Source organism: Bradyrhizobium sp. F1.13.3, from assembly GCF_040548265.1.
In the GTDB taxonomy this organism is placed as follows: Bacteria; Pseudomonadota; Alphaproteobacteria; order Rhizobiales; family Xanthobacteraceae; genus Bradyrhizobium.
Map to the genome: position 1 here is coordinate 351806 of NZ_JBEPRI010000005.1, position 22130 is coordinate 373935.

Below are 22130 nucleotides of genomic sequence, written 5' to 3' on the forward strand. Positions count from 1 at the left end.
CGGCTTCGTAAAATCCGCAGATGAGCCACCCGTCAAACCATTGATTTATCTAGCATCGGCTACTGTGCATGGGGTTGTTTTCGAGGTTTTGGTTGCGGCCGCCAAATCTGGGACGTTGCTCGCGGGCATCATCACGGTCGTACCGGCCCGCCGCCAGCACCTCGAGCTTTCGCGCAAGGCGTGACGAACGGGCCGGCCTGAATTCCTCACGCGGCGGCTGGGGCAATGCTAGGACGCCGCCGCGCAGGATCAGTGGTTAGCTGCGCTTGTCCATCGTCGCCGGCTTGGTCACGTCCGGCTGCGTCTTCAGCGACTTCTTCGCTGAGAGATGCTTGTGGTGGTGGCGATGCGTGCGCACGGTCTTGTGCTCGTCGGGTGTGACCGCGGCGTTGGCATTCATCGCCTTCGACTTCGCGTCCACCTTGGCATCCACCTTGGCGTCGGCCTTGACGTCCGAAGCCTTGACGTCCGAAGCCTTGGCACCAGCCTTGAGGCCGGCGTCGGGTTTCGCGGCGGTGGTCGACACCTTGGTCTGGCTCTGGTCCGCCTTGATCACCGGCGTGGTCGTCGTGGTCTTGCCGGTCTCGGCTGCGAAGGCCGGGGCCGCGATTACGGAAGCTGCGAGCAAGGCTGCGGAAATCGTCTTCAACATGGTTGGTCTCCTCTTGGAAGGATCTTGAGGCGGGCGCCCTCTCGCCAACCCTTTGATCGTAGGTTGGAGGCTAGAGGGCACGCACTGAACCCAATCTGAAGCCCGCAGCAGGCTTCCGTTCATCTGGATGACAAGTTTGTCATCCGGCCGCAGGACGAATAGGCCGGGATGCCGGGAATGTTTTTGCCTGATGGGTGTTCCGGTCTTTGGGCAATCGTGTAGGATCGCCACGTTCCATACCGGAGAACTTCGATGCGCAAACTCTCAACGCTTCTTGTGCCGGGACTTGTCGCCATGACATTGGCGGCCGGGCCGGCTCTGACCAGCGCCTATGCCGCAGGTGGCGACACCCCCTCGTCACCGCCAGCGTCGGACACCTCGACCAAAAAGGGCAAGAAGAAGAGCTCCTCCATCAGCGATCCGAAATTCCTTGCTGCCTATCGCACCGCCTACACCACGATCTATGACAATCACGACTACACCGGCGCGATCGGCCAGCTGAAGTCGCTCAAGCGCGACGACGTCGCCGACGTCGCCAATCTGATCGGCTATTCCTATCGCGAGCTCGGCGACTACCAGTCGTCGAAGGTCTATTACGAGCTGGCGCTGAAGGACGATCCGAACCACGTCCGCACCTGGCAGTATTATGGCCTCTGGCAGCTCGAGCAGGGCAACCGCGAGCAGGCGCAGTATCACCTCAACAAGCTCGCCTCGCTCGCCGGCACTGACAGCTCCGAATATCGCTCGCTCGCCGCCGCGCTCGACAAGCCGACCGGCGCGACCCTCGTCTATTAGCGCATCGCATTTTCGAATGAGGCGACCGGGCACAACCGCAGGGTTGTGCCCGTTCTGCGTTCTCGGCTAGCTTGCCCACCAATCCTCCCCTCGCAAATCGGTGCGCAATGGACAAGTGGCTGCGATCCGCGATCGACTACATCGGCTCCTGGATTGAATTCCAGCACACCACAATCCAGCAGCCGGGCGTCATGGTCGCCTTCGTCCATCGCGGCGAGGTCGTTGCCGAGCATGCGTTCGGCCTCGCCAATCTCGACACCGGCGAGAAGCTCACCCCGCGCCACCGCTTCCGCATTGCCTCGCACTCGAAGAGCTTCACCTCGGCCGGCATCATGAAGCTGCGCGAGCAACGCAAGCTCCGGCTCGACGATTCCGTTGGCCAATATGTCGCCGGCCTGCATCCGCGCGTCGCCGAAACGACGATCGCGCAAGTGCTCTCGCACAGCGCGGGACTGACGCGCGACGGCGCCGATTCCGGCCAGTTCATCGACAGCCGTCCCTATCTCGACGCGAGCGAGCTGCTCGCGGAATTGAAGCTGCCGACTGCAATCGAGCCGGGCACACGCTTCAAATATTCCAATCACGGCTTTGGCCTGATCGGTCTCGTCATCGAGGCCGTGACGAAGGAGCCCTACCCGGTCTGGATCAAGCGCGAGATCATCGAACCCGCGGGCCTGCGCGAGACCGAGCCGGATGCACCGCTTCCCAAGGGCGCGTCGTTCGCGCGCGGCCACACCCGCAAGCTGCCGTACGGGGAGCGATGCGTGATCCCCGGCGACAATCCCGCGCACGCGATGGCCTCCGCCGCCGGCTTCATCGCGACCGCCGCCGATACCGCCCGCTTCTACGCGCAGCTCGCGCCCAATGCGAAGAAGAGCGTGCTATCGGTCGCGAGCCGCCGCGAGATGACGCGAAACCATTGGCGCGTGCCGCAAAGTTTCGAGACCTATTACGGCCTCGGCGTCAACGCCGGCAAAACCGACGGCTGGGATTGGTTCGGCCATGGCGGCGGCTTTCAAGGTTACATCTCCCGGACCTGCTCCATCCCCGCTTGCGAGCTCGCGATCAGTATCCTCAGCAACTCCATCGACGGCGCGGCGCCGTTCTGGATGGACGGCGCGATGCAGATCCTGCGCGTCTTTCAGTCCCGTGGTGCACCCGACCGCCGCGTGCGCGACTGGACCGGCCGCTGGTGGACGATCTGGGGCGCGAACGACCTCGTGCCGGTCGGCAACCGCGTGCTGGTCGCCAATCCCCAGTTCAACAACCCGTTCATGGACGCCGCCGAGATCGAGGTCACCGGCCGCGACACCGGCAAGCTCGCCTGGGCCGCCGGCTACTCCAGCCACGGCGAGCCGGTGCGCCGCATCCGCGACAAGCGCGGCAAGGTTAGTGACGTCTGGATCGCGGGCGCCAACATCAAGCCTGCGGCCGTCGTGGCGCGCGAGATCGCGCGGAGATACAAGCCGCGCAAGCGCCCGCCTACTCCCGAATGAGAGTCTCGACCTCGCTCCGAAGGGCCTGCCGCGAGCCGTCGCGCGAATAGAACATGTGGCCGCCGGGATAGACCACGAACTTGACTCGCTGTGTTGCGAACGCCGGCAATTGGTCGAGCACCCGCTTCGAGCCGAAATAGGGCGTGGCGAGATCGAACAGGCCGTGCGCGACCAGCACGTTCAGCTTCGCATCCGTGGCGAGGATCTGGCGCAGCTCGGAGACGGACTGCGGCGGGTTGATGCCGCGCCCGAAATCCCAGTGACCCTCGACGGCGCCGTTCAACACCTCGTAGGAGCCATCGGGCCGCCAGTTGAGCTTGCGTGTCAGCAGCTCAACCGCGGCGCTCGTCAGCGGCGCTTGCAGCGCATCGCCGGAGGGATCACCGAACCGCGAGCTGCTCGAATCCGGATAGGGATCGAAGCCGCGCACCGAGGCATCGTAGCGCCCTGTGACCTTGCCGTTCTTGCGGTCGAACTCGCGGCGGAATTCGCCGACATCGAAGCGGCCGGCAAGCCGGCGGCTGACCGCCTGGTCGATGCCGGTGAGTTCGGCGACCTTATCGGCAAGACGATTGGTCGCCTCCTTGTCCGCCTCGCCCTTGACGAGGTCGGCCAGGAATTCGCCGCGTGCGTAAGCCTCGACGTCGGCGAGATCGGCACGCTTGACCGGGCCTTTCGCCTCGCGCGCCACCGCGACATAGCTCGGCAGCGTCGCGACATATTGCAGGAGGCTGGTGCCGGTGAACTCGCGGAAGTCCAGGAGTGGCGACACCAGGATCAATCCCCTGACGCCGACGCCGTGCTGGAGCTGCAACTGGCGCACCACCTTCGGCCCGCGAATGCCGCCATAGCTTTCGCCGGCGACGTATTTCGGCGAGGTCAGCCGGTCGTGCTTCTCCAGCCAGCGGCGGATCACCAACGCGATCGAATTGACGTCGCCGTCGACGGAGTAGAACGATTTGCGCGCGTCATCGCCGGTCGCGACAAAGCGGCTGTAGCCGGTGCTGACGGGATCGATGAAGACGAGATCGGTGAAATCGAGCCAGGTCTCCGCGTTCGGCTTCACCTCGGGCGAGGCGGACGGCGACAGCGCTTCGCCATCGAGCGGTAGCCGCCACGGCCCGGCCGCGCCGAACTGGAGCCATGCCGAGGACGCTCCGGGCCCGCCGTTGAACAGGAACGTGACGGGACGCGTCGCACGGTCGGCGCCATCGAGCTCATAGGATGTATAGGCGATGTCGGCCAGCGGCTCGCCCTTGCCGTCGAACACGCGGATCGATCCGGCGGTCGCTGCGAAGTTGAGGGTGCGGCCGGGAAGATCAAGCGTCTGCTTCGTGTTCGAATCCGACGGAAGACGGTGCGGCTCGGCGGATGACGATGCATTCTGCGACGCGCTTTGTGCGCCGCCGCGACCGCCCTTTTGTCCGGCCGCCGCCTCGGCGCGCGGCTGCGGCGGATCGTCGGCGCGCGCAAATCCTGCGAGCGCGACTGCCGACACTGCCAGCACCAGCACCAGCACCAGCGTCGCACGGCGGAGCGCCGGGATCTTCATGTTCATGATCGTTCTCCCTGCCCGGCTGCAAGAACCGGCGCGGACGGTGAGGCTAGCTCGGAATTGCGACGGTTTGGGGGATCACAGGCCCGGCCGCGCCTGAAGGGCCCGGTTAGGCATAAATCGACCCGGTTTTGTCTTCAGGCCGAGATGGCCAGTTGCCAGTCTCCTTTGAAGGGCGGTCCTCCTCGACAATCGAGGTCGAGATCGTTAGACGAGCCCGGCGGAACTTTCTCCAGCCAGCGGCCCTGCCCGGAAGCCATGACCAAGCCAGCGCGATACGACCGGATCGCCTTCGTCGCCAGCCCGAGCAGCGAGGCGCAAGCCGCCTTCGGCCAGCTCACCAGGGACTTCGGCAATTGCGATCCGAAGGACGCCGACATCGTGGTCGCGCTCGGCGGCGACGGGCTCATGCTCCAGACGCTGCATCAGCACATGCATACGGGCAAGCCGATCTACGGCATGCACCGCGGCACCGTCGGCTTCCTGATGAACGAGTACTCGACCGTCGATCTTCGAGCCCGTCTCGAGGCGGCGCAGGAATCCGAAATCCACCCGCTCCTGATGCGCGCGACCGACGCCAACGACCGCGTCCACCTGCATCACGCCATCAACGAGGTCGCCCTGTTCCGCCAGACCTACCAGGCCGCGCGCCTGCGGATCCTGATCGACGAGCGCGAGCGCATGTCCGAGTTGATCGCCGACGGCATCATGGTGGCAACGCCGGCCGGCTCGACCGCCTACAATCTGTCCGCTCAGGGACCGATCCTACCGATCAACGCCGCGCTCCTGGCGCTGACGCCGATCAGCGCCTTCCGCCCGCGACGCTGGCGCGGCGCGTTGCTGCCGAACACGGCTTACGTCGTGATTGAGGTGCTGGAGGGCGACAAGCGCCCCGTGGCGGCGGTCGCCGACCACGACGAGGTGCGCGATGTTCGCCGCGTCGAGGTGCTGTCCGACAGGACCATCTCGATGCGCATGCTGTTCGACCCCGGTCACAGCCTGGAAGAGCGTATTCTGCGCGAACAGTTCGGCTCTTGAGCCGCCTCGCCGGACTGCAGATCGCAACCCTTCATTAACCCCCGGCGAGATATGGTTAACGAAAGTTGACCGCTCCGGCCCGGGCTCCATGTTCCGCATCGATTTCAACAAGCTGCGTTTCCTCGTCTGCGACGACAATCCGCACATGCGCCGCATCCTGCGGACGCTGCTGCATTCCTTTGGCGCGCGCGAAGTCTACGAGGCCGAGGACGGCGCCACGGCGCTGGAAATGTACAGCCATTATGTGCCCGACATCGTCATCACCGACTGGGCGATGCCGATCTTCGACGGGCTCGAGCTGGCGCAGATGATCCGGCAGCCGGAATCCAAGGGCAATCCCTACGCGCCGATCATCATGCTGACCGGCCATTCCGAGAAGCGCCGCGTCACGGTGGCGCGCGATGCCGGCGTCACCGAATTCCTGGCCAAACCGATCTCGGCCAAGGGGCTCTACCAGCGCATCCTCAACGTGGTCGCCAGTCCCCGCCCCTTCATCAAGACCAAGACCTATTTCGGCCCGGACCGGCGCCGCAACATCAACTCCGCCTATATGGGCCCCGAGCGCCGCGTCGGCGAAAAGCACGAGGTGCTGCAGCAGCCCTCGCTGCTCGACAAGGCCCGCTCCACCATCTAGCGCAACGTCTCTCACGATCGAGGCCGACCATGGCGAAGAACAGCGCAAGAGACATCGAGATCACGGCCTTCGCCACGCATCAAATCATCACACAGCCCAACCCGCTGCGGTCGGTCCTGCGCCGTGTCGAAGAGAAGGACATGGACGATCCGGTCGGCCGCGCCGAACAGGCACTCGCGGGCCTCGCCGGCGAGTTCAAGGACTGGATGGCGACCGAGATCAATCGGCTATCGGCCGCCTACGTCGCCATCCGACACGACGGCTTCACCAAGGACAGGCGCGACGAGTTGTTTCGCGCCGCGCACGACATCAAGGGCGATGCCGCGACCTTCGGCTATCCGGCGGCGGCGGGCGTAGCCGAGAGCCTGTGCCGCGTCATCGAGCACGCGCCCGATCTCGAAAAGGTGCCGGCCGAGTTGTTCACGCACCACATCAACGCCATCCTCGCCATCGTGCACGAGAATACCAAACTCGACAGCATCAGCGTCTCCGCCGAGCTCGGCCGGCGCCTGCGGAAGGTCGCCGACGACTATCTCGCCCACGCCAACCGCGACCGCCCCGAGCATCTCGAGGTGATCCTGGCGCCCAGCATCGCGCCGGCGGGGTAGCTTTTCCCTCTCGTCATTGCGAGCGTAGCGAAGCAATCCAGACTGTTCCCGCGATGGGATTCTGGATTGCTTCGCTACGCTCGCAATGACGGAGTTTTTCGGAACCGGCTCGAACTACGCCGCAATCAGCTCGCCATACACCGGATCAACCGTCTCGTCCGCGACCAGCTCGTCGCAGAACAGCCTTGCCTCTTCGCGGGCGGATTCGGTGGCGAAGCGGCGCAGCAGGACCATCAGCGGCTCCGTCGCGCCGCGGTCGGTCTCGCAATGGGTGAGCACGCGCTCGACCATGCGGCGGCGCAGCCGCGCCGCATTGTCGTCGCTGTCGACGAAGCCTTGCTCGTGGCAGGCATCGAGGGCGACTTGGAAGGCCGCAAACGTCGTCTCGGGAAGCCCGGCGCGACGGAGCAGCGCGTGCAGGCTGTTGCCGCCGCGATCGTGCAGCAGCGCGGACACGCGCGCCAGCGGCAACTCGGCGAGCTCAGCCAGCGCCGCATCGAACAGGTCGAGATTACTCGACAGAAGCGCGCGCAGAATGAGACCCGCGGTGAGCTGGCCGGTGATGCGCAGGTGCCGAACCAGACCTTCCATGTCTTCGCCGCGCGAGCGCGCCGCGATGTTCATGGTGGAGCGGTCGCGCGCCTCCGTCGCGATGCGCTCGGCGCGGTTAGCAGTCAGCCAGTTCCGGGCCACGACGAATTGAGCCAGCGTCTCCGAGAGTTTTGCCACCAGCGCGGCGCGCGTTGCGGACGGCAGATCCTCCAGCACCAGCATCGCCTCGCGGATCGCAGCGAGATGGCCGTGACGCTCGACGATGCGATCCCAGGAGAACGGCGCAAGCTCGGCATGAGGATTTTCGATCAGCTCGAGCGCTGCCGCCGCGCAGCCGACTTCGGCAATGGCGGCGCAGACCGATACCGGTAGCGCGATGCGGCGCGCGACGGCGCACTGCACCTCGTCGTTGCCGGTCGCGACGATGTCGACGAGATCGGCGTCGATCAGCAGCGGAGAATGTTCGAGCACGGGCAACGCGACGGTCGGCTGGTCCGCCGACAGCGCCCGCACGATCGACGCCGGCGCCTCGGTGCTGCGCGCAAACGCCTCGGCCATCGCCTGCCGCACCAGCGGCGAGGCATCGTCGAGCAGCATCAGAAGCGCGCCTTCAGCAGCAACACGGTCGTCATGGGAAAGGTCTGAGATCAGCCAGGCCCGGGCCAGCGCCCGCGTTGCCTCAGCCCGCTCGCCAGCGGGCGCCGTCCTGATCCAATTGATGAACTGCCGAACGATCATGGTGCTTCCGGCTACGCAACGAAGACGAAGCGGTGACGGCTTGTCACCTGCAACACAAAATAAACCACGACGCTTAACAAAGCGTTCACCATAACTGGCTGGTTTTATTGACGTTTTGTTAAGGGAACAACGGCGACCCGCACGCGCCGGGACGTGCGCAGCAGCGTTCACGCTGCGACGCGTCCGAGACACGGGGTGCGTGTTAGCTTGAGAACGTGCCGCTGCGATCGCTGAAGAGATCAAGCGGCTGCGGCGGCCGGACGTCGGGCGTCGCCGATGCGGCCGAGGTCGCGACCGAGGTGAGCGAGGCATTGTTGCCCCACAATTTCTGCACGGTCGTCGAGACCGGCTGGGTGGTGTCGCCGGGCTGATAGATCGAGCGAAACACCGGCGTGCTCGGTGCATTGTCCGCGACCGTCATTGGCGCTGTCGCGCTGACCGGCGTTACCGCGCGCGTGTTCGGAAAGGTCTGGAGATACGCGGCATTGTCGATCAGCGGCGCGGCAGGCTGTACGCCGTTGGCGCTCGCGACCTGCGTGGCCGACGGCGTGCCGCCATACATCGCCATCGCGCTGCGGGTGGCTTTCGAATTTGCCGCGCTGGCGTAGCGTGCATCCAGCACCGAATAGACCTCGGAGACGCTGCGCGCGCGGCCGTCCTTGGCGTAGAAGATCGAGCGATTGGCGGAGGCCGCGTTAGGAAACAACCGCGCGCCGACCGCTTGCGGATTGTCCTCGGCATTGGCGATCAGTTTCGCGGCGCCGCCGACCCCCATGAAATGCGCCATGTAGAGTTCGCTGTCGGACGGCCTGCGGCCGAGCAGGCCGGTGAGCTTGAAGCTGTTCGACTGCGTCAGCGCAGCCGCCATGCTAGACGCGGCCTCCGGATCGTCGCGCAGCTTCATGATCGACCGCTTCATCGCGGGATCATCGACGGTGTAGGTGCCCGACGACGTCCTGGTGATGGCGTCGGAATAATTGCCATAGCCGAGCTGGGTGCCCGCTTCCTTCACCGTGCCGAGCCAGGTCTGGTCGATGAACTGGTAGAGCCCGTGCGCCGATGACGTAGTCGCCCCCGCCGTGGGATCGAAATCCGATTCCATCTTGGCGGTGGTCAGCATGTACTGGAAGCTGACGCCGCCGACGTTCGAAGCCTGCTTGATCGCACCGGCGACGCGTGCCCGCGACGGATCGAGAACCGCCGTCGGAGAGGCACTGGAATTGTCGACCGACATGATGAAATGCCCGCCCCGCGCGGCGTTGAGGGGCGCCGGCAATACGGCGCCCTAATCGTCTCACCGTGGGACAGGTATGGTTAATGCGGGGTTAATCCGGGCCGGCACCTCCGCATGACGGAAGGACTACTTCTTGTACACCGCGTCCGGATCGAACAGCCTGTCTGCATCGACGAAGACGAGCCTGGCGCCGCCGTCTTCGGCCTCGACCTTGCGGTAGAAGCAGGAGCGGCGGCCAGTGTGACACGCGGCACCGATCTGCTCGACACGGAGCCAGACCGCATCCTGATCGCAATCGGTGCGGATCTCGACCACACGCTGGGTCTGACCTGAGGTCTCACCTTTTCGCCACAAGGCATTGCGCGAGCGGCTGAAGTACCAGGCCTCGCCGGTCGCGATGGTCTTGCGCAGCGCCTCGTCGTTCATGTGCGCGACCATCAGCACGTCGCCAGTGGCGACGTCGGTCGCAACGACGGTCACGAGGCCGGCCGCATCGAACCTGGGAAGGAAGGCGAGACCTTCCTCGGTTTCATGAGAGTGAGCGGACACAACGCCCTCGCCGGTCTGTTCGCGAGGTCAGCGCTGCAGGCCTCGCACCAGGGACAGAAAACGGGCCTGCTCCGCCGGATTGTCGCGGAACATGCCGGTGAAGCGGCTGGTGAAGGTGGAGGCGCCATGCTTGGCGACGCCGCGCACCGACATGCAGGTATGCTCGGCCTCGATCAGCACGGCAACGCCGCGCGGCTTGAGGATCTCGTCGATCGCCGCCGCGATCTGCGCGGTCATGTGCTCCTGGGTCTGGAGCCGGCGGGCGAAGATGTCGGTGAGGCGCGCAAGCTTCGAGAGGCCGACCACGCGTTCCACCGGCGTGTAGGCGATGTGCGCCTTGCCATAGAACGGCATCATGTGATGCTCGCATTGCGAGGTGAACTCGATGTCGCGCACAAGGACGAAATCATCATAGCCGGCGGTCTCGCCGAAGGTGCGATCGAGCACCTCGGCTGGGCACTGGTGGTAGCCCTGATAGAGTTCGTCGAAAGCCTCGACCACGCGGCGCGGCGTGTCGAGCAAACCCTCGCGGTTGGTATTCTCGCCGATATAGGCGAGCAGCGTCTTAACCGCCTGCTCGGCCTCGGCGCGCGCGGGGCGCGGCTGGTCGGCGCGGACGGCGGCTGCGAGGAATTCGGAAGGATCAAGCTCCGCCGGACGGCTCTCGGGCTGCCGGTCGGAGGGCTTGTTGGGGCGGATGGATTTGATGGTAGCGTCCATGTCTACTCCGTTCGACGGCCTTGCGGCCGGAGTGTCACCGGCAGACGGGGCGGCGAACCGCCGGACGCCTGAGAGAACAGTTTCGGCGAAAAGATCTGCAAGTTAGAACGCCGACAGCACGGTTCTGGATCACACCACTGCCGCAGCGCTGGGCTGTTTTTCCGCCAGTTCCGACCCTATATAGGGCCGTGGACGGCGCACGCCAAGGCCGATCCTGCTGGACTCCATCACATGCTGAACGACATTTATAACAAGCGGATCATCGAACTGGCCGGGAATATTCCGCGGCTCGGACGGTTGTCGGACCCGGATGCCACCGCCACCGCCCATTCCAAGCTGTGCGGCTCGACCGTCAAAATCGACCTCAAGATGGAGGGCGACAAGGTCACCGACTTCGCCCACGACGTGAAGGCCTGCGCGCTGGGACAGGCGTCTTCATCCATCATGGCAAGTCAGATCGTCGGATCGACTGCGAGCGAACTCCGCGAGTTACGCGAAACTGTTCGCAGGATGCTGAAGGAGAACGGCGCGCCTCCTGAAGGCAAATGGGAAGAGATCAAGTTCCTCGAGCCGGTCCGCGACTACAAGGCGCGCCACGCCTCGACGCTGCTGACCTTCGATGCCGTGGTCGATGCCATCGGCCAGATCGAGGCGAAGGCGAAGCAGCCGGCTGCGGCGCAAGGCTGATTCCGGAGGCTGATTCCGGGCTCGTCGCTGGGCCCGAAATGAAATCGGCAATTCGAGGCTACTTCTGCGACGCCGCAACCGGCGTGGCCACGCTGCCCGTCGGGACCAGCGCTTCCGCCGTCTTGGTCGATTTGGCAGGCTGCTCCGGTTCCGCACCGAACCTCGCCTGGGTCTTCGGTGCAAGCTCCGCCATTGCCGGCGCCGAGATGTCGACATGCGGCAGCACGTCGGCCACGAGATCCGTCGTCACGAGATTGGTGAGCTTGAGCTCCCCTGCATCGAGCTCGTGCAAATCTTCCCAGGGCGGGACGCTGAGCGCGAGCGACAGCAGATCGCCGGCACCGCCCATGTCGAACGTGTATTTGGCGAGCCGGCCGATGTCGCGCTCCACGATCATCAGGTCCTGCGCGCTGTAGCTCGCCGCCTTGGCATCATCGGCGCGATCGCCCATCCAGATCTGGTGGACCCGCACATGGGCCGCTTCCGGCACGTAGCGCTTCTTGCCGGCCAGCAGCAGGAATACGCACATGGATTCGCAATAGGCCTGAGGCGCGACCGCCGGACGAACCGTCTGCCCGCCGCGGCTCTGAACGCTGATGCCGACGGTGGTCAAAAGTCCGAGATTGCGGAAGCGCCGGCCGAGCGTGATCGCGTCGTTGACGGATCCGCCGCTGGAATCGAGCACCACGGTGGCGCCACCGAGCTGGCGTCCGCGGGAAAACTCTTCGAAGTCCCTGGGCGTATCGGCGGTGATGATGCCGACCGCGCTGACCCAACCGCGGCAATTCGGCTCGCAGGCGACCCAACCGAACTTCATCGGCAGCTTGCGCTCTTCGAGGGCAACACCGGCCCGAGCCGACGACCCAAGGGTCGCGACGGCGCCAGCCAACACGACTCCACAAGCAGCGGTTCCCACCAGCAACCAGCCGCGAAGTTTGAGCAACTTCAGAAGTTTCAAACTGGTCCCTTCCCCAAGTCCCAAGCTTTAGCCCAAGCCTTACAGCGAGCCGACTCAGCCAAGCCCCGTTCTGACGTTCCAATGAGTCTCACATGAACGTCACAAAAATGGTATCCGGGGGAATACAGCTCGTCCATAGGCACTTGCTGCACTGCTCCCAAAAAGCATGCAAAATATGACGTACAAACAACAGCTTACAGTTCCCTGCACCGGAACCGCGCAGAACCTCGCCCAGGATCTCAGCAAAGCGCCCATGAAGCAATCAGCCTGCGAGCACTGTTCCAATCCCGTCGCGGGCGCGCTCCGGCTTCCGCGCAAATTCGGCCGTGCGCTGATCTGGCTCTACCGCCACACGCTCTCGCCGCTGGTTGGCTACAATTGCCGGCACCTGCCGACCTGCTCGGTCTATGGCGACGAGGCGATCGAACGGTTCGGGCTGTGGGCCGGCGGCTGGATGACGCTCGCGCGCCTGCTCCGTTGCAACCCATTCGGCACCTCGGGCATCGACAACGTGCCCCTCACCGCGCCACAGGGCGCACACTGGTACTCGCCTTGGCGCTACGGCCGCTGGCGCGGCGTCAACGCATCCCAAGACTGATGCGGCGCCTTAGGCGTCGCTCCCCTGAGTGGAACCGAAATTCTCCCCTCGCGTTGATGTGATGCTCCCGCGGGAGGAAACAACAATGCGCTGGAAAATCAGCCCTCATTTTCACGTCAGGTCTAGACCGGATTCGCGGGGTGGTTCGCGAGGCCACGATCCCAGAACCCTCGACATGCTCGCCATCATCGCTCTGCTAATGCTCGTCGTCGGCTCCGGCTGGTATTTGGCGACGAGCACTGCCACGCCGCCCAGCACAACGGCATTCATCGTGCCGAGCCAGAGCGTGCACTGGTAGGGCTAGACTTCAGAGGTCCAGCACCAGCCGGTCGGCGTCCGATCCGGCGACGCAGATCATGAGAAAGCGTTCGCGCTCATAGGGCGACAGGACGCGATCGCGGTGCACGGGCTTGCCCTCGATCCAGCCGACCTTGCAGGCGCCGCAGATGCCGCCGCAGCAGGACGTCGATATGTCGATGCCTCGTTCCTGCAAGGCGGCCAGCATGGTCTGGCCGGCGCGAACCGGGATTTCCGTCCCCGTACGCGCCAGCGACAGCACGAATGGCTTTGCGTCGGGGTCGATCACCGGCCGCGGCGCCACGAAACGCTCGATGTGAACGTTGGCTGCGGGCCAGGCTGCGGTCACCCCCTCGAACTCTTCGGTCATGCCTTCGGGCCCGCAGCAGGCGACCATCGTTTGCACCTTAACCTCTCCGACCAGCGACGCCAGATCCGGACGCCCGGCGCAGGACGTGCGGTGCACGACGACACGCCCCGCTTCCATCAGCGGCGCGAGGTGTGCGGCAAGCGGCACCTCCTCGCGCACGATGAGGTGCAGCACAAAGTCTGCATTGCCAATCTGCAGGAGGTGACGGGCCATCGACAGGAACGGCGTCACGCCGATGCCACCCGCGACGAACACATGGCGCGCAATGTCCGCACCCGGCTCCAGCCCGCCGCGCGGCAGTGACACGCCGATGACGTCGCCTATGCCAACCTCGTCGTGAAGCGCGCGCGAACCGCCGCGCCCATCGGCCTCGCGTTTGACCGCGATGACGTAACGTGAGTTGTCGGCGGGCTCGTTGCACAGCGAATAGGTCCGCACGAGACCGTTCGGCAGATGCAGGTCGATGTGGGCGCCAGGCTTGAACGGCGGCAGGGTCCAACGGTCGGGATCGGCCAGCGTGAACACCTTGATCCCCGCACCGGCCCCTTCGATGCCGGCGACAACCGTCTTGATCGTCGTGATGGGCCGTACGCTCATACCGCGTTCCGCACGGTGTCGCCGACCCTGACGATGCCGCCTTGCAATATCCTGCAGTTCAGGCCCGAGCGGTTGATGAGCGGATCGAAGATCGCCTTGCCGGTGATCTCCTCGATATGCCGGCATGGAATCGATAATCTGGTTGCTTCCAGCAAGGTCTCACCTAACCAGAAGCGGCGGCCGACCAGATGATTCAACGGCACGCCCTCGACCGTCACGTTGCGGCGATGCTCCTCGGGACCGAGTTCGATTCCCGCGTCGCGCTTGAGCGCGATCAAGGTTTCGAGCTCGAACAGGGTGACCTGCCGGCCCTCCTCGGGCTTGTGCGAATAAAATCCTTCCTCGCGCCCGATCATGTAGCGGTCGCCCTCGATCCCTTGGCCGGCGACGAGAACGAGCTGCTCCATCGCGCGCATTGGCAGGAACGCGCGTGGAGCGAGATGGAGGAAGCGGACTAGGCCAGTCCAGCCGAGGCGTGCTGTGCTATCAGCCGAGCCGGCGCCTATCTCATCGAGCATGACAAAATCCTTGTGAGAAGCGATGGCGCGCCGCCAGCAGCGGCGCGCCGCGGGATCAGGTCAGTTCCTTGTTCGCCATTTCCGGCGCGAACATGGTCGCGGTCGCCGTGATGGCGGCGCAGCCGATCAGCAGCAGTGAAACCGGCCAGGTGGCACCGCCACTCCAGGCCATCAAAGCCGCCGCAATCAGCGGCGTCAATCCGCCACTGATGGCCGCCCCGACCTGAAACCCGAGCGAGGCGCCGCTATAGCGCAGCCGCGCGGAAAACAGCTCGGAGTACCAGGGCGCGCCGATACCGAACATCACCATCTGCCCGAAAGTAATCGCGACCACGATGGTGCAGATGACGAGGGTGGGATCGCGGGTGTTGAGCAGCCAGAACAGCGGAAAGGCAAACAGCGCCGAAAACAGACAGCTTGCATAGAACATCTTTTTGCGGCCGACGATGTCGGACAGCCAACCGAACAGCGGAATCGCGAGCAGCGCGACCAGCGATGCCGCGAAGGCGCCGTTCAACACCACCGTACGAGACAAGCCAAGATTCGCCGTGGCATAGGACATCACGAACACGCCGCCGATGCTGGCGTAGGCGATCTCCGAGATTTTCAGCCCGACCGCGGTAAAGAAAGGCCGGCGGTGATGCCTGAAGATCTCGACCAGCGGCAGACTTGCGACCTCCTTTTTGGCCTGGACCTGACGGAAGGCCACGGTCTCTTCCATGTTGAGGCGGATGTAGAGACCGACGCCGACCAGCAAGATCGAGATCAGGAACGGAATGCGCCAGCCATAGGACATGAACTCACTTTCCGGCAGGCTCGCCACCAGCGCAAACATGCCGATCGCGGCGAGATTGCCGATGGGATTGCCGACCTGCACCATGCTGCCGAGCAGGCCGCGGCGGTGCGTCGGGCAATTCTCCACCACCATCAACACCGCACCACCCCATTCGCCGCCGAGGCCAATGCCCTGGAGGAATCGCAGGCCAATCAAGAGCAGCGGCGCGGCGATCCCGATCTGCTGATAGGTCGGAAGCAGGCCGATCAGGAAGGTGCCGATGCCCATCACCATGATCGTGATCGCGAGCATCGCCTTGCGGCCCACCCGGTCGCCGTAGTGACCGAAGATCGCGGCGCCAAGCGGTCGCGCCAGAAAGCCGACCGCATAAGTGCCGAAAGCCGCGATGGTGGCGAGCGTGGGATTACCGGCAGCGAAGAAGACCTTGTTGAAGACCAGGGCGGTCGCCGTGCCGTAGATGAGGAAGTCGTACCATTCGACGGCGGTGCCGATCACGCTGGACCACACGATCCGCCGCAAGCTCGCCGCTTCGTCCGGCGCTACGTTCAGGGTTACGTCGTCTGCTACGGTCATCGATGTCTCCAAAAGTACCGGCGCCAGGGGAAGCAGTTGGTTCTGTCCACGGAGCCCATCGGCAGCCAGGACGTAAAAATCGATCATGTTTACTGTTGGAAATCAACGGCGCGGAACGCGGCAATTGCCGTGCGGAGGGGCAAAACACGCTTGCTGCACTGTTTCTGAGCTATTTTTAGGCGATATTCCATTGCTTCTGCTTACAATATCCGCGCCCTTGCTCTAAATTTCTGCGCATGAGTTTTCCTTTGGAATACACTTGCACGCTGGCGGAAGCGACAGCGCCCCCCGACGGACTGGCAGTCGGGCGACATCTGTTGCAAAAGAGACATCAGCAGTTCGGGAGACTCATGCGTGCTTGATGTCAGCAAAGCGGCAGCCGTCGGGGCCAATATTCGCCAGGCGCGGATCGCCAAGGGCCTGACACTGGACCAGTTTGCCAGGCAGAGTGATCTCACGCGCGGCTATATCTCGCTGGTCGAACGCGACCTGAAGATCCCTTCGCTCGCCGCCCTGCTGCGGATGGCAGCCGCGCTCGAGGTCAACGTCGCGACTTTCTTCGACCCGAACGCCGAGCCGGCGCCGCGCTACACGCTGTTCCGCCGTGAAGGCGGCAACGTCCCGCTGTTTCAGGACACCTTTGGCGTGGTACCACTGGCAACCGGCCGCACCCGCAAGATGATGGAGCCGTTCCTCCTGAGCCCGCCGCACAAATCGGCGACGCGCGCCTCGCATGCGGGTGAGGAGTTGCTGTTTGTCATCAACGGCAAGATCGCGATTAAGCTCGACGGCGAAGAACTCGTCCTCGGCAAGGGCGATTGCCTATATTTTTCAGGCGAGACACCACACGAGGTCAGGAGCCTCGGCCGGCAGAAGGCGGAGGTCCTGGTCGTCGTCGCCCAGAGCCCGGCGGCATAACGCCGGGCCTGGCACCAGGCTTAACGGGACCAGAAAAAGCGCCCGGGCGGCGGGACCGGCTCGGGCCGACGTGGCCGCTTCGGACGCGGCGGTTTCGGCGACGGCTCGGCGGACGAGGTGGTCTCCGCGCCCGGCGCCGTCTCGCTTCCCGGCACCTTCACCGACAGCAGCAAGTTCGACTCGTGCATCCGCCAGCGGTAGCCGACGCCGAAATCGATTGGCTGGGCGCGCGTGAACAGCGCGGCGTAGCGTTCCTGGTAGCGGCCGGGAAATTCGCCGATCGGTCCGAGATAGCGGCCGAACGGGAAGAACCGCCATTGCCGCGAATTGTAGTTCGAAAGCGGAATGCCGGAATCGTCCTGGACGATGGTCGCGCTGTTGGCGAGCAACCAGTCGCGCGCGACGGTGAAGTTGCCGGAGTGCAGCAGATAGGACGCACTCTTGATCAGACTGTTGCCGGGACCGAGCGTCTCGCAGAATTTCAGGAAGCCGGCGGCGCGCGCACCTGAATTGGAGAGATCGGTGGAGAAATAGTACAGCGTGCGTGCCTCGCCGTCGGGGCCGGCGAAGGTGATGCGGGCGCCGCGCGTCGCGTTCGGTCCGGGATTGTCGTTGCCGACATGCACGCCGCCCTTGTCGTCGAGTGCGATCATCTCGACATTGCGGATGGTCTTGCCGGAACGGACGAGGAAGACATAGAGGATCGGCAAGGTGCCGTTGACCTGGTTGGTGTGCAGGTCGACCTTCATTTGCTTGGTGATGAAGAAGGAAAAACTCAGGATCGAGCCGAGCGAGCGCTCGACATTGTAGAGCGCGGCGCCGACCGAATTGCGCGGCAATCGCGTCAGGTCAGCCACCGCACCGACCGGCTCCAGCGCGCCGAGCACGTAGGTGCTGGCCTTGGGATAGAAGGCGTTGGCGTAGAGGAAGTCGGGGCCGCTGAACAAATAAAACATGGTCGGCCTGGGCGCCGCCAGATTGACGTCGGCCCAGTTGCGGATCTTCGAGAGCTGCCGCTCCTCGAGCTGGGCGAAGGCGCCGTCGAAGAATCTCGCATGGCGCTGCCAGACCGGGTCCTTTGTCAGCGGCACCAGCGGCGAATCCGCCGAAGGCTGCATGCCCGCGAGGAAGCGCGCTGTGTCGTCGAAGGTTGCCTCGGCGGCACGTGCGGACGGGACGGCCGCAGCCAGCAAGGCGAGAGCCACGGCCGCAATTCTCATGGGTCGAAACATGTCTATTCGCGATTGTGTGACCTGCCAGCGGCGACCGGCCGCCTGCGGAAAACAGCATAAATCAACAGGCCCGAGACCATGACGAGCATCCCCAACAGCGATTGCACGGGCCGCTCGGTCAACAAATAGTACATCATGAACCCGGTCACGAGCAGGAAAACGAGCGGCGTGAACGGGTATCCCCAGGCACGATAGGGCCGCGGCAAGTCGGGATCCGTGATGCGCAGCTTGATGACGCCGGCGACCGTGAAGAACGAGCAGAACAGCAGTGCGAACTGGATGAAATCGAGCACGGCCTCGAAGCTGCGCGTGAACAGCAGCAGATTGGCGACGGCGAGCTGAAACAGGATGGCATAGGCCGGCGCGCCACGCACCGAGCGCTTCGAGAACACGCGCAGCGCCGGAATATCCTCTCCCATCGTCATCATCACGCGCGGGCCGATCCACATCATCGCGCTGATCGAGGAGATCAAGCCGAAACAGATCATCGCGCCGACGATCCGGCCGCCGAGATTGCCGAAGATCGCGCTGCCGGCGACGCTGGCGACGTCGAGCTGATCCGCGAGCGCGCCGACCGGCGTCGAATGGAGAAACACCGCATTCAGCGCAACGTACAGCACGAGCACGATCAGCGTGCCCGCGAGCAGCGCACGCGGCAGGTCCCGCTGCGGCATGTTCATCTCGCCGATGATGTACGTTGCGGCATTCCAGCCCGAGAACGAATACATCACGAATACGAGCCCGATCGCAAAAGGCGCGCTGACGATATGCGCGAGATCGCCCGCCTGCGGCGTGAAGGCGATCGGCTGCGGCACGCCGACGATGAAGCCGGCAACCAGGAAGGCAACGATCAGCACGACCTTCAGGATGGTCGAGATCAACTGGAACGTCGAGGAGTGCCTGACGCCGGTCAATTGCACGAGCGAGACCAGCCACACCACGGCGATGGCAAGCGGGATCGGCGGCACACCGGGGACGACCGATTTGGCGTATTCACCGAACGCCATCGCGGCGAGCGCGACGGGTGCTGCAAAGCCAACCGTCGCCGACACCCAGCCGGCGAGAAAGCCGAAGGCGGGATGATAGGCACGGCCGAGGAAATTGTATTCGCCGCTTGAGCGCGGAAACATCGCGCCGAGCTCGCTGTAGGAGAATACCCCGCACAGCGCGACGATGCCGCCGACGGTCCACAGCAAGAGGATCGAGAAGCCTGAGGGAATGTCCTTGACCTGGAAGCCGAGGCTGGTGAAAACGCCGACCCCGATCATGTCGGCCACGACGATGGCGGTTGCGACCAGAACGGAGACCCCCGACCCGCTTCCGGTTAGCCGGCCGGTCCAGGGTGCAGTACCCGCATCTGATGCCGTCATCGCCGTCCTCAACCTCAGGCGTCACGCCTCGTGGGAAGCATCGTGCAGTTCGGTCCAGTCAATTCAAGCAGGGTTAACAAGGGTTAAATGAGGCGGGCAAAATCGGTACTTAAACACCATTGTTGCACGGTCCGAGGCAATAAAGCTTCGCAAACACCGGGACTTCCCGTCTCCCTCCCCCACAATCAGGACACGATTGCGTGGTCCCTTTGAGCGTTCCGGATGTGGGGAAGTTTCTCCGGACACTTAACGTCGCCTAAAGGCCCATCGGCTCAGTTGCCTTAATGACTGCCGATGGACTTGTGGTCATGACTTGGGGTCATGGGTGAATGGTCGGGGCCGTTCCGAAACCGAGAGCTGACATGCGCGCCGACCGGACGACGTCCGGCGCGCGCGGTCGTGCGCTCCGGATCGCCCTGATCTCAGCCTTGGTGCCGTTGTCGCTGACCCTGGTTCAATGCGGCAAGGCACCCAATCCGGCAGCGCTCGCGGCGAACTCGCAGGCCAACGTTCAAGGCAACGCCCAAGCCAACGTCCAGGTCGTTGCGAAGACAAACCAGCAAGTCGCAAGCAACGACACGTTCGAGGATCGCTTCCCGGCCCCCCAGTTCAGGGAGCGCTTCCCATCCGCCAGCGAGGGTTTTCTGCAACGGCAGATGTCGGACTTCGCACCCAAGCGCGCCGTGCAACCACAGCCGGAGCAGGCGCCTTACAAGGTCGCTTCGCTCGCCCCGCAGGCCCCCTACCAGCGTCCGCCGCGCGAGGACCTGACAACGCTCGTCAGCATGAAGTCGTCAGCCTTCCCCTATTTCGGCAACAACCCCGCCTCCGACGCGCCGTTCCTCAACATCTCCAAGGGCGACCGCCGCGGCCACCGCAGCTATTCCGGGCGCGTGTTCTGGCAGGACGAGACCTACAACGATAATCGCGTTCTGATGCACGTGCCCGAACATTTCGACGTGCGGAAGCCAGGCGTGATCGTGGTGTTCTTCCACGGCAATGGCGCAACACTCGAGCGCGACGTCCGCGATCGACAGCTGGTGCCGCAGCAGGTCACTGATTCCGGCGCCAACGCCATCCTGCTTGCGCCGCAAATGGCGGTTGACGCCGCCGATTCCAGCGCAGGCAAATTCTGGCAGGCCGGCGGCCTCAAGCGCTTCCTGGACGAATCTGCGCACCATCTGGCCCGGCTCACCGGCGATCCCAACAGCGCGCGTGCCTTCGCCAATATGCCGGTCGTGATCGTCGGCTACAGCGGCGGCTTCCTGCCGACGGCCTGGAGCCTCGAGGTCGGCGGCATCAGCGATCGCGTCCGCGGCGTCGTGTTGCTCGACGCCGTCTATGGCGAGATGGACAAGTTCGCCTCATGGATCGAGAGCCACCGCTCCGGCTTCTTCGTCAGCTCCTACACCCGCTACACCGCGCGGCGCGACCGCGAACTGATGAGTACGCTGCGGCAGAAAGGCATCACCGTCTCCGAAGACATGGACGGCCCCTTACGTCCGGGCAGCGTGGTGTTCGTCGAAACCGGGGACGGCATCACCCATCGCGACTATGTGACCCGAGCGTGGACGCGGGACCCGCTCAAGGACGTCCTGGTCAAGATGTCGGCAACGCCATCACTCGCGCTCACGCGCGTGGCCTCCACCAATCCATCCGCGTCGAGCCGGTAAGTTTGCGATATTGCGCCCGTCGGCATTTGGCTGCACGGCCCGCAATTCTCTCGAGCCTTGACAAGACGTGCTGTTGATGGCCGACGGTCCCGGGGCCGACCGGATTGTTTCCGCTGGCAACAATCATACTTTGCCGGCCAAGTTGCATTGGGATTCTGCGGGGACATGCAGTGCGTCAGGGGACTCTACAAGGTCGACTTCCACACGGTTCACGGCACCGGTTGCGGCGTCGTCTATGTGACGGAGGGCAAGATGCGCGGCGGCAATTCCGCTTTCGCGTTCATCGGCACCTGCACGGGCGAAGGCGACAGCATCAAGGTCAAGATCTCGACCGAGCGCTACAATGACGACCCGTCCTTCAAGGCGCTGTTCGGTCTCGACCGGATCACGCTGACGCTCGCGGGACGGGAGGATGGCGACACCGCGGAATTCGAAGGCACCGCACTGCAACTGCCGGGCGTTGCCTTCAGGGCCGTGTTGAGCCGGGTCAGCGACTAGCCGCCCGGCTGCCGGACTTTGCGATCTGCCTCAGGTTTTTGGCAGCTTCGGAATGCTTTCGGCAAAGCCGTTGAAACAAGCCAGCCGCTCGTCCTCTTCCTTGAAGAAACGGCAATCGGCGTAGCCTTTGGCCTTCGGCGGCTTCGGTTTCGGTGTCGGCGCGATCACGGCGTCGTAGCAATTGAGCCGGTCCTTGGTGCCGTCATCGAGGTCGAGGCAAGCCTGGAGCCGCGCCGCGATCGATTGGGGCTTGCCCTTCGGCGCCGCAGCCGGCTTGGCCGCAGCCTCCTTGCTGCCCTTGGGCTTGACCTGCACCAACGGCTTGTCCCCGATCATTGGTGGCTTGTCGGCTTGCGCGAAAGCGGAAGCTGAATAGAGCACCGCGGCAACCGCCAGAATCATCCTCATTTCAGTCAACCCTCTTTGGTCCCCATGACCGGCCTTCTAGCCTCCCGGCGCGCGGTTTGCCAAGCA

The 22130-nt window shown here is 64.3% G+C and carries 24 protein-coding genes; 11 read left to right on the plus strand and 13 right to left on the minus strand.

Features of this window, described 5'->3' with window-relative positions:
• Window positions 1-256 precede the first annotated feature (256 nt).
• On the minus strand, window positions 257-652 hold the full coding sequence (locus ABIB66_RS16910) for a His-rich protein BRANT (protein WP_354208632.1): 396 nt from the start codon (window positions 650-652) through the stop codon (window positions 257-259).
• A 252-nt stretch (window positions 653-904) separates the two neighbouring features.
• Here ABIB66_RS16910 and ABIB66_RS16915 point away from each other — a divergent pair, with 252 nt between their 5' ends.
• Window positions 905-1447, plus strand: coding sequence for a tetratricopeptide repeat protein (locus tag ABIB66_RS16915; protein ID WP_354255054.1), 543 nt, complete (start codon window positions 905-907; stop codon window positions 1445-1447).
• A gap of 107 nt (window positions 1448-1554) precedes the next feature.
• Complete coding sequence (locus tag ABIB66_RS16920) at window positions 1555-2943, plus strand: serine hydrolase domain-containing protein (protein WP_354208631.1); 1389 nt, start codon at window positions 1555-1557, stop codon at window positions 2941-2943.
• Here the strand turns inward: ABIB66_RS16920 and ABIB66_RS16925 are convergent.
• On the minus strand, window positions 2930-4501 hold the full coding sequence (locus tag ABIB66_RS16925) for a S10 family peptidase (protein WP_354255055.1): 1572 nt from the start codon (window positions 4499-4501) through the stop codon (window positions 2930-2932). The genes ABIB66_RS16920 and ABIB66_RS16925 overlap by 14 nt on opposite strands.
• A 255-nt stretch (window positions 4502-4756) precedes the next feature.
• On the opposite strand from ABIB66_RS16925, the gene ABIB66_RS16930 reads away from it, so the two are divergent.
• The 3 genes from ABIB66_RS16930 to ABIB66_RS16940 all read left to right on the plus strand — a co-directional run bounded on the left by ABIB66_RS16930 (window position 4757) and on the right by ABIB66_RS16940 (window position 6778).
• Complete coding sequence (locus ABIB66_RS16930; protein WP_007602648.1) at window positions 4757-5536, plus strand: NAD kinase; 780 nt, start codon at window positions 4757-4759, stop codon at window positions 5534-5536.
• An 88-nt stretch (window positions 5537-5624) separates the two neighbouring features.
• Window positions 5625-6170: a response regulator gene (locus tag ABIB66_RS16935; RefSeq protein ID WP_007602647.1), complete on the plus strand. Its 546-nt coding sequence runs from the start codon at window positions 5625-5627 to the stop codon at window positions 6168-6170.
• Between the two features lie 29 nt (window positions 6171-6199).
• Window positions 6200-6778: an Hpt domain-containing protein gene (locus ABIB66_RS16940; protein ID WP_354208630.1), complete on the plus strand. Its 579-nt coding sequence runs from the start codon at window positions 6200-6202 to the stop codon at window positions 6776-6778.
• A 114-nt stretch (window positions 6779-6892) separates the two neighbouring features.
• On the opposite strand, the gene ABIB66_RS16945 is transcribed toward ABIB66_RS16940, so the two are convergent.
• The 4 genes from ABIB66_RS16945 to folE all read right to left on the minus strand — a co-directional run bounded on the left by ABIB66_RS16945 (window position 6893) and on the right by folE (window position 10571).
• Window positions 6893-8068 carry a DUF2336 domain-containing protein gene (locus ABIB66_RS16945; protein WP_354208629.1) on the minus strand — a complete coding sequence of 392 codons (1176 nt, stop codon included), beginning with the start codon at window positions 8066-8068 and terminating at the stop codon, window positions 6893-6895.
• A gap of 202 nt (window positions 8069-8270) precedes the next feature.
• The gene (locus ABIB66_RS16950) at window positions 8271-9302 is read right to left on the minus strand and encodes a lytic transglycosylase domain-containing protein (protein ID WP_354208627.1); all 1032 of its coding nucleotides are present in this window, start codon (window positions 9300-9302) and stop codon (window positions 8271-8273) included.
• A gap of 126 nt (window positions 9303-9428) precedes the next feature.
• A complete protein-coding gene (gene hisI / locus ABIB66_RS16955) occupies window positions 9429-9851 on the minus strand; it encodes a phosphoribosyl-AMP cyclohydrolase (RefSeq protein WP_275168366.1) in 423 nt (140 codons plus the stop codon).
• Between the two features lie 27 nt (window positions 9852-9878).
• Window positions 9879-10571: a GTP cyclohydrolase I FolE gene (gene folE, locus ABIB66_RS16960; protein WP_007602630.1), complete on the minus strand. Its 693-nt coding sequence runs from the start codon at window positions 10569-10571 to the stop codon at window positions 9879-9881.
• A 231-nt stretch (window positions 10572-10802) separates the two neighbouring features.
• On the opposite strand from folE, the gene ABIB66_RS16965 reads away from it, so the two are divergent.
• The gene (locus ABIB66_RS16965; RefSeq protein ID WP_354058546.1) at window positions 10803-11258 is read left to right on the plus strand and encodes an iron-sulfur cluster assembly scaffold protein; all 456 of its coding nucleotides are present in this window, start codon (window positions 10803-10805) and stop codon (window positions 11256-11258) included.
• 58 nt (window positions 11259-11316) lie between these two features.
• Here ABIB66_RS16965 and ABIB66_RS16970 read toward each other — a convergent pair whose 3' ends face one another.
• A complete protein-coding gene (locus ABIB66_RS16970; protein WP_354208626.1) occupies window positions 11317-12216 on the minus strand; it encodes a COG3904 family protein in 900 nt (299 codons plus the stop codon).
• A 253-nt stretch (window positions 12217-12469) separates the two neighbouring features.
• Here ABIB66_RS16970 and yidD point away from each other — a divergent pair, with 253 nt between their 5' ends.
• Window positions 12470-12814: a membrane protein insertion efficiency factor YidD gene (gene yidD, locus ABIB66_RS16975; protein WP_275168369.1), complete on the plus strand. Its 345-nt coding sequence runs from the start codon at window positions 12470-12472 to the stop codon at window positions 12812-12814.
• Between the two features lie 85 nt (window positions 12815-12899).
• A complete protein-coding gene (locus ABIB66_RS16980) occupies window positions 12900-13112 on the plus strand; it encodes a hypothetical protein (RefSeq protein WP_354058540.1) in 213 nt (70 codons plus the stop codon).
• A gap of 9 nt (window positions 13113-13121) precedes the next feature.
• Here the strand turns inward: ABIB66_RS16980 and ABIB66_RS16985 are convergent, their stop codons facing one another.
• From ABIB66_RS16985 to ABIB66_RS16995, 3 genes are read right to left on the minus strand one after another with little or no spacing between them, the layout of a single operon-like run.
• Window positions 13122-14078, minus strand: coding sequence for a PDR/VanB family oxidoreductase (locus ABIB66_RS16985; RefSeq protein WP_354208625.1), 957 nt, complete (start codon window positions 14076-14078; stop codon window positions 13122-13124).
• A complete protein-coding gene (locus tag ABIB66_RS16990; protein WP_354208624.1) occupies window positions 14075-14596 on the minus strand; it encodes an MOSC domain-containing protein in 522 nt (173 codons plus the stop codon). The genes ABIB66_RS16985 and ABIB66_RS16990 overlap by 4 nt, the downstream gene beginning before the upstream one ends.
• Window positions 14597-14651: 55 nt before the next feature.
• The gene (locus ABIB66_RS16995) at window positions 14652-15965 is read right to left on the minus strand and encodes an MFS transporter (RefSeq protein ID WP_354255056.1); all 1314 of its coding nucleotides are present in this window, start codon (window positions 15963-15965) and stop codon (window positions 14652-14654) included.
• 354 nt (window positions 15966-16319) lie between these two features.
• On the opposite strand from ABIB66_RS16995, the gene ABIB66_RS17000 reads away from it, so the two are divergent.
• Entirely contained in the window at window positions 16320-16883 is a 564-nt protein-coding gene (locus ABIB66_RS17000; RefSeq protein WP_354208622.1) for a helix-turn-helix domain-containing protein, read from the plus strand.
• A gap of 20 nt (window positions 16884-16903) precedes the next feature.
• Here ABIB66_RS17000 and ABIB66_RS17005 read toward each other — a convergent pair whose 3' ends face one another.
• Complete coding sequence (locus tag ABIB66_RS17005; RefSeq protein ID WP_354208621.1) at window positions 16904-18115, minus strand: hypothetical protein; 1212 nt, start codon at window positions 18113-18115, stop codon at window positions 16904-16906.
• 2 nt (window positions 18116-18117) lie between these two features.
• On the minus strand, window positions 18118-19485 hold the full coding sequence (locus ABIB66_RS17010) for an APC family permease (protein ID WP_354255057.1): 1368 nt from the start codon (window positions 19483-19485) through the stop codon (window positions 18118-18120).
• Between the two features lie 362 nt (window positions 19486-19847).
• Between ABIB66_RS17010 and ABIB66_RS17015 the strand changes: the two genes are divergently transcribed.
• Together ABIB66_RS17015 and ABIB66_RS17020 are read left to right on the plus strand one after the other, a co-directional pair.
• Window positions 19848-21158 (plus strand): alpha/beta hydrolase, encoded by a 1311-nt coding sequence (locus ABIB66_RS17015; RefSeq protein ID WP_354255058.1) that lies wholly within the window; start codon window positions 19848-19850, stop codon window positions 21156-21158.
• Window positions 21159-21323: 165 nt separating this feature from the next.
• Complete coding sequence (locus ABIB66_RS17020; RefSeq protein WP_354208617.1) at window positions 21324-21656, plus strand: GrlR family regulatory protein; 333 nt, start codon at window positions 21324-21326, stop codon at window positions 21654-21656.
• Window positions 21657-21686: 30 nt separating this feature from the next.
• Here the strand turns inward: ABIB66_RS17020 and ABIB66_RS17025 are convergent, their stop codons facing one another.
• Window positions 21687-22064, minus strand: coding sequence for a hypothetical protein (locus ABIB66_RS17025; RefSeq protein WP_275168379.1), 378 nt, complete (start codon window positions 22062-22064; stop codon window positions 21687-21689).
• Window positions 22065-22130 lie beyond the last annotated feature (66 nt).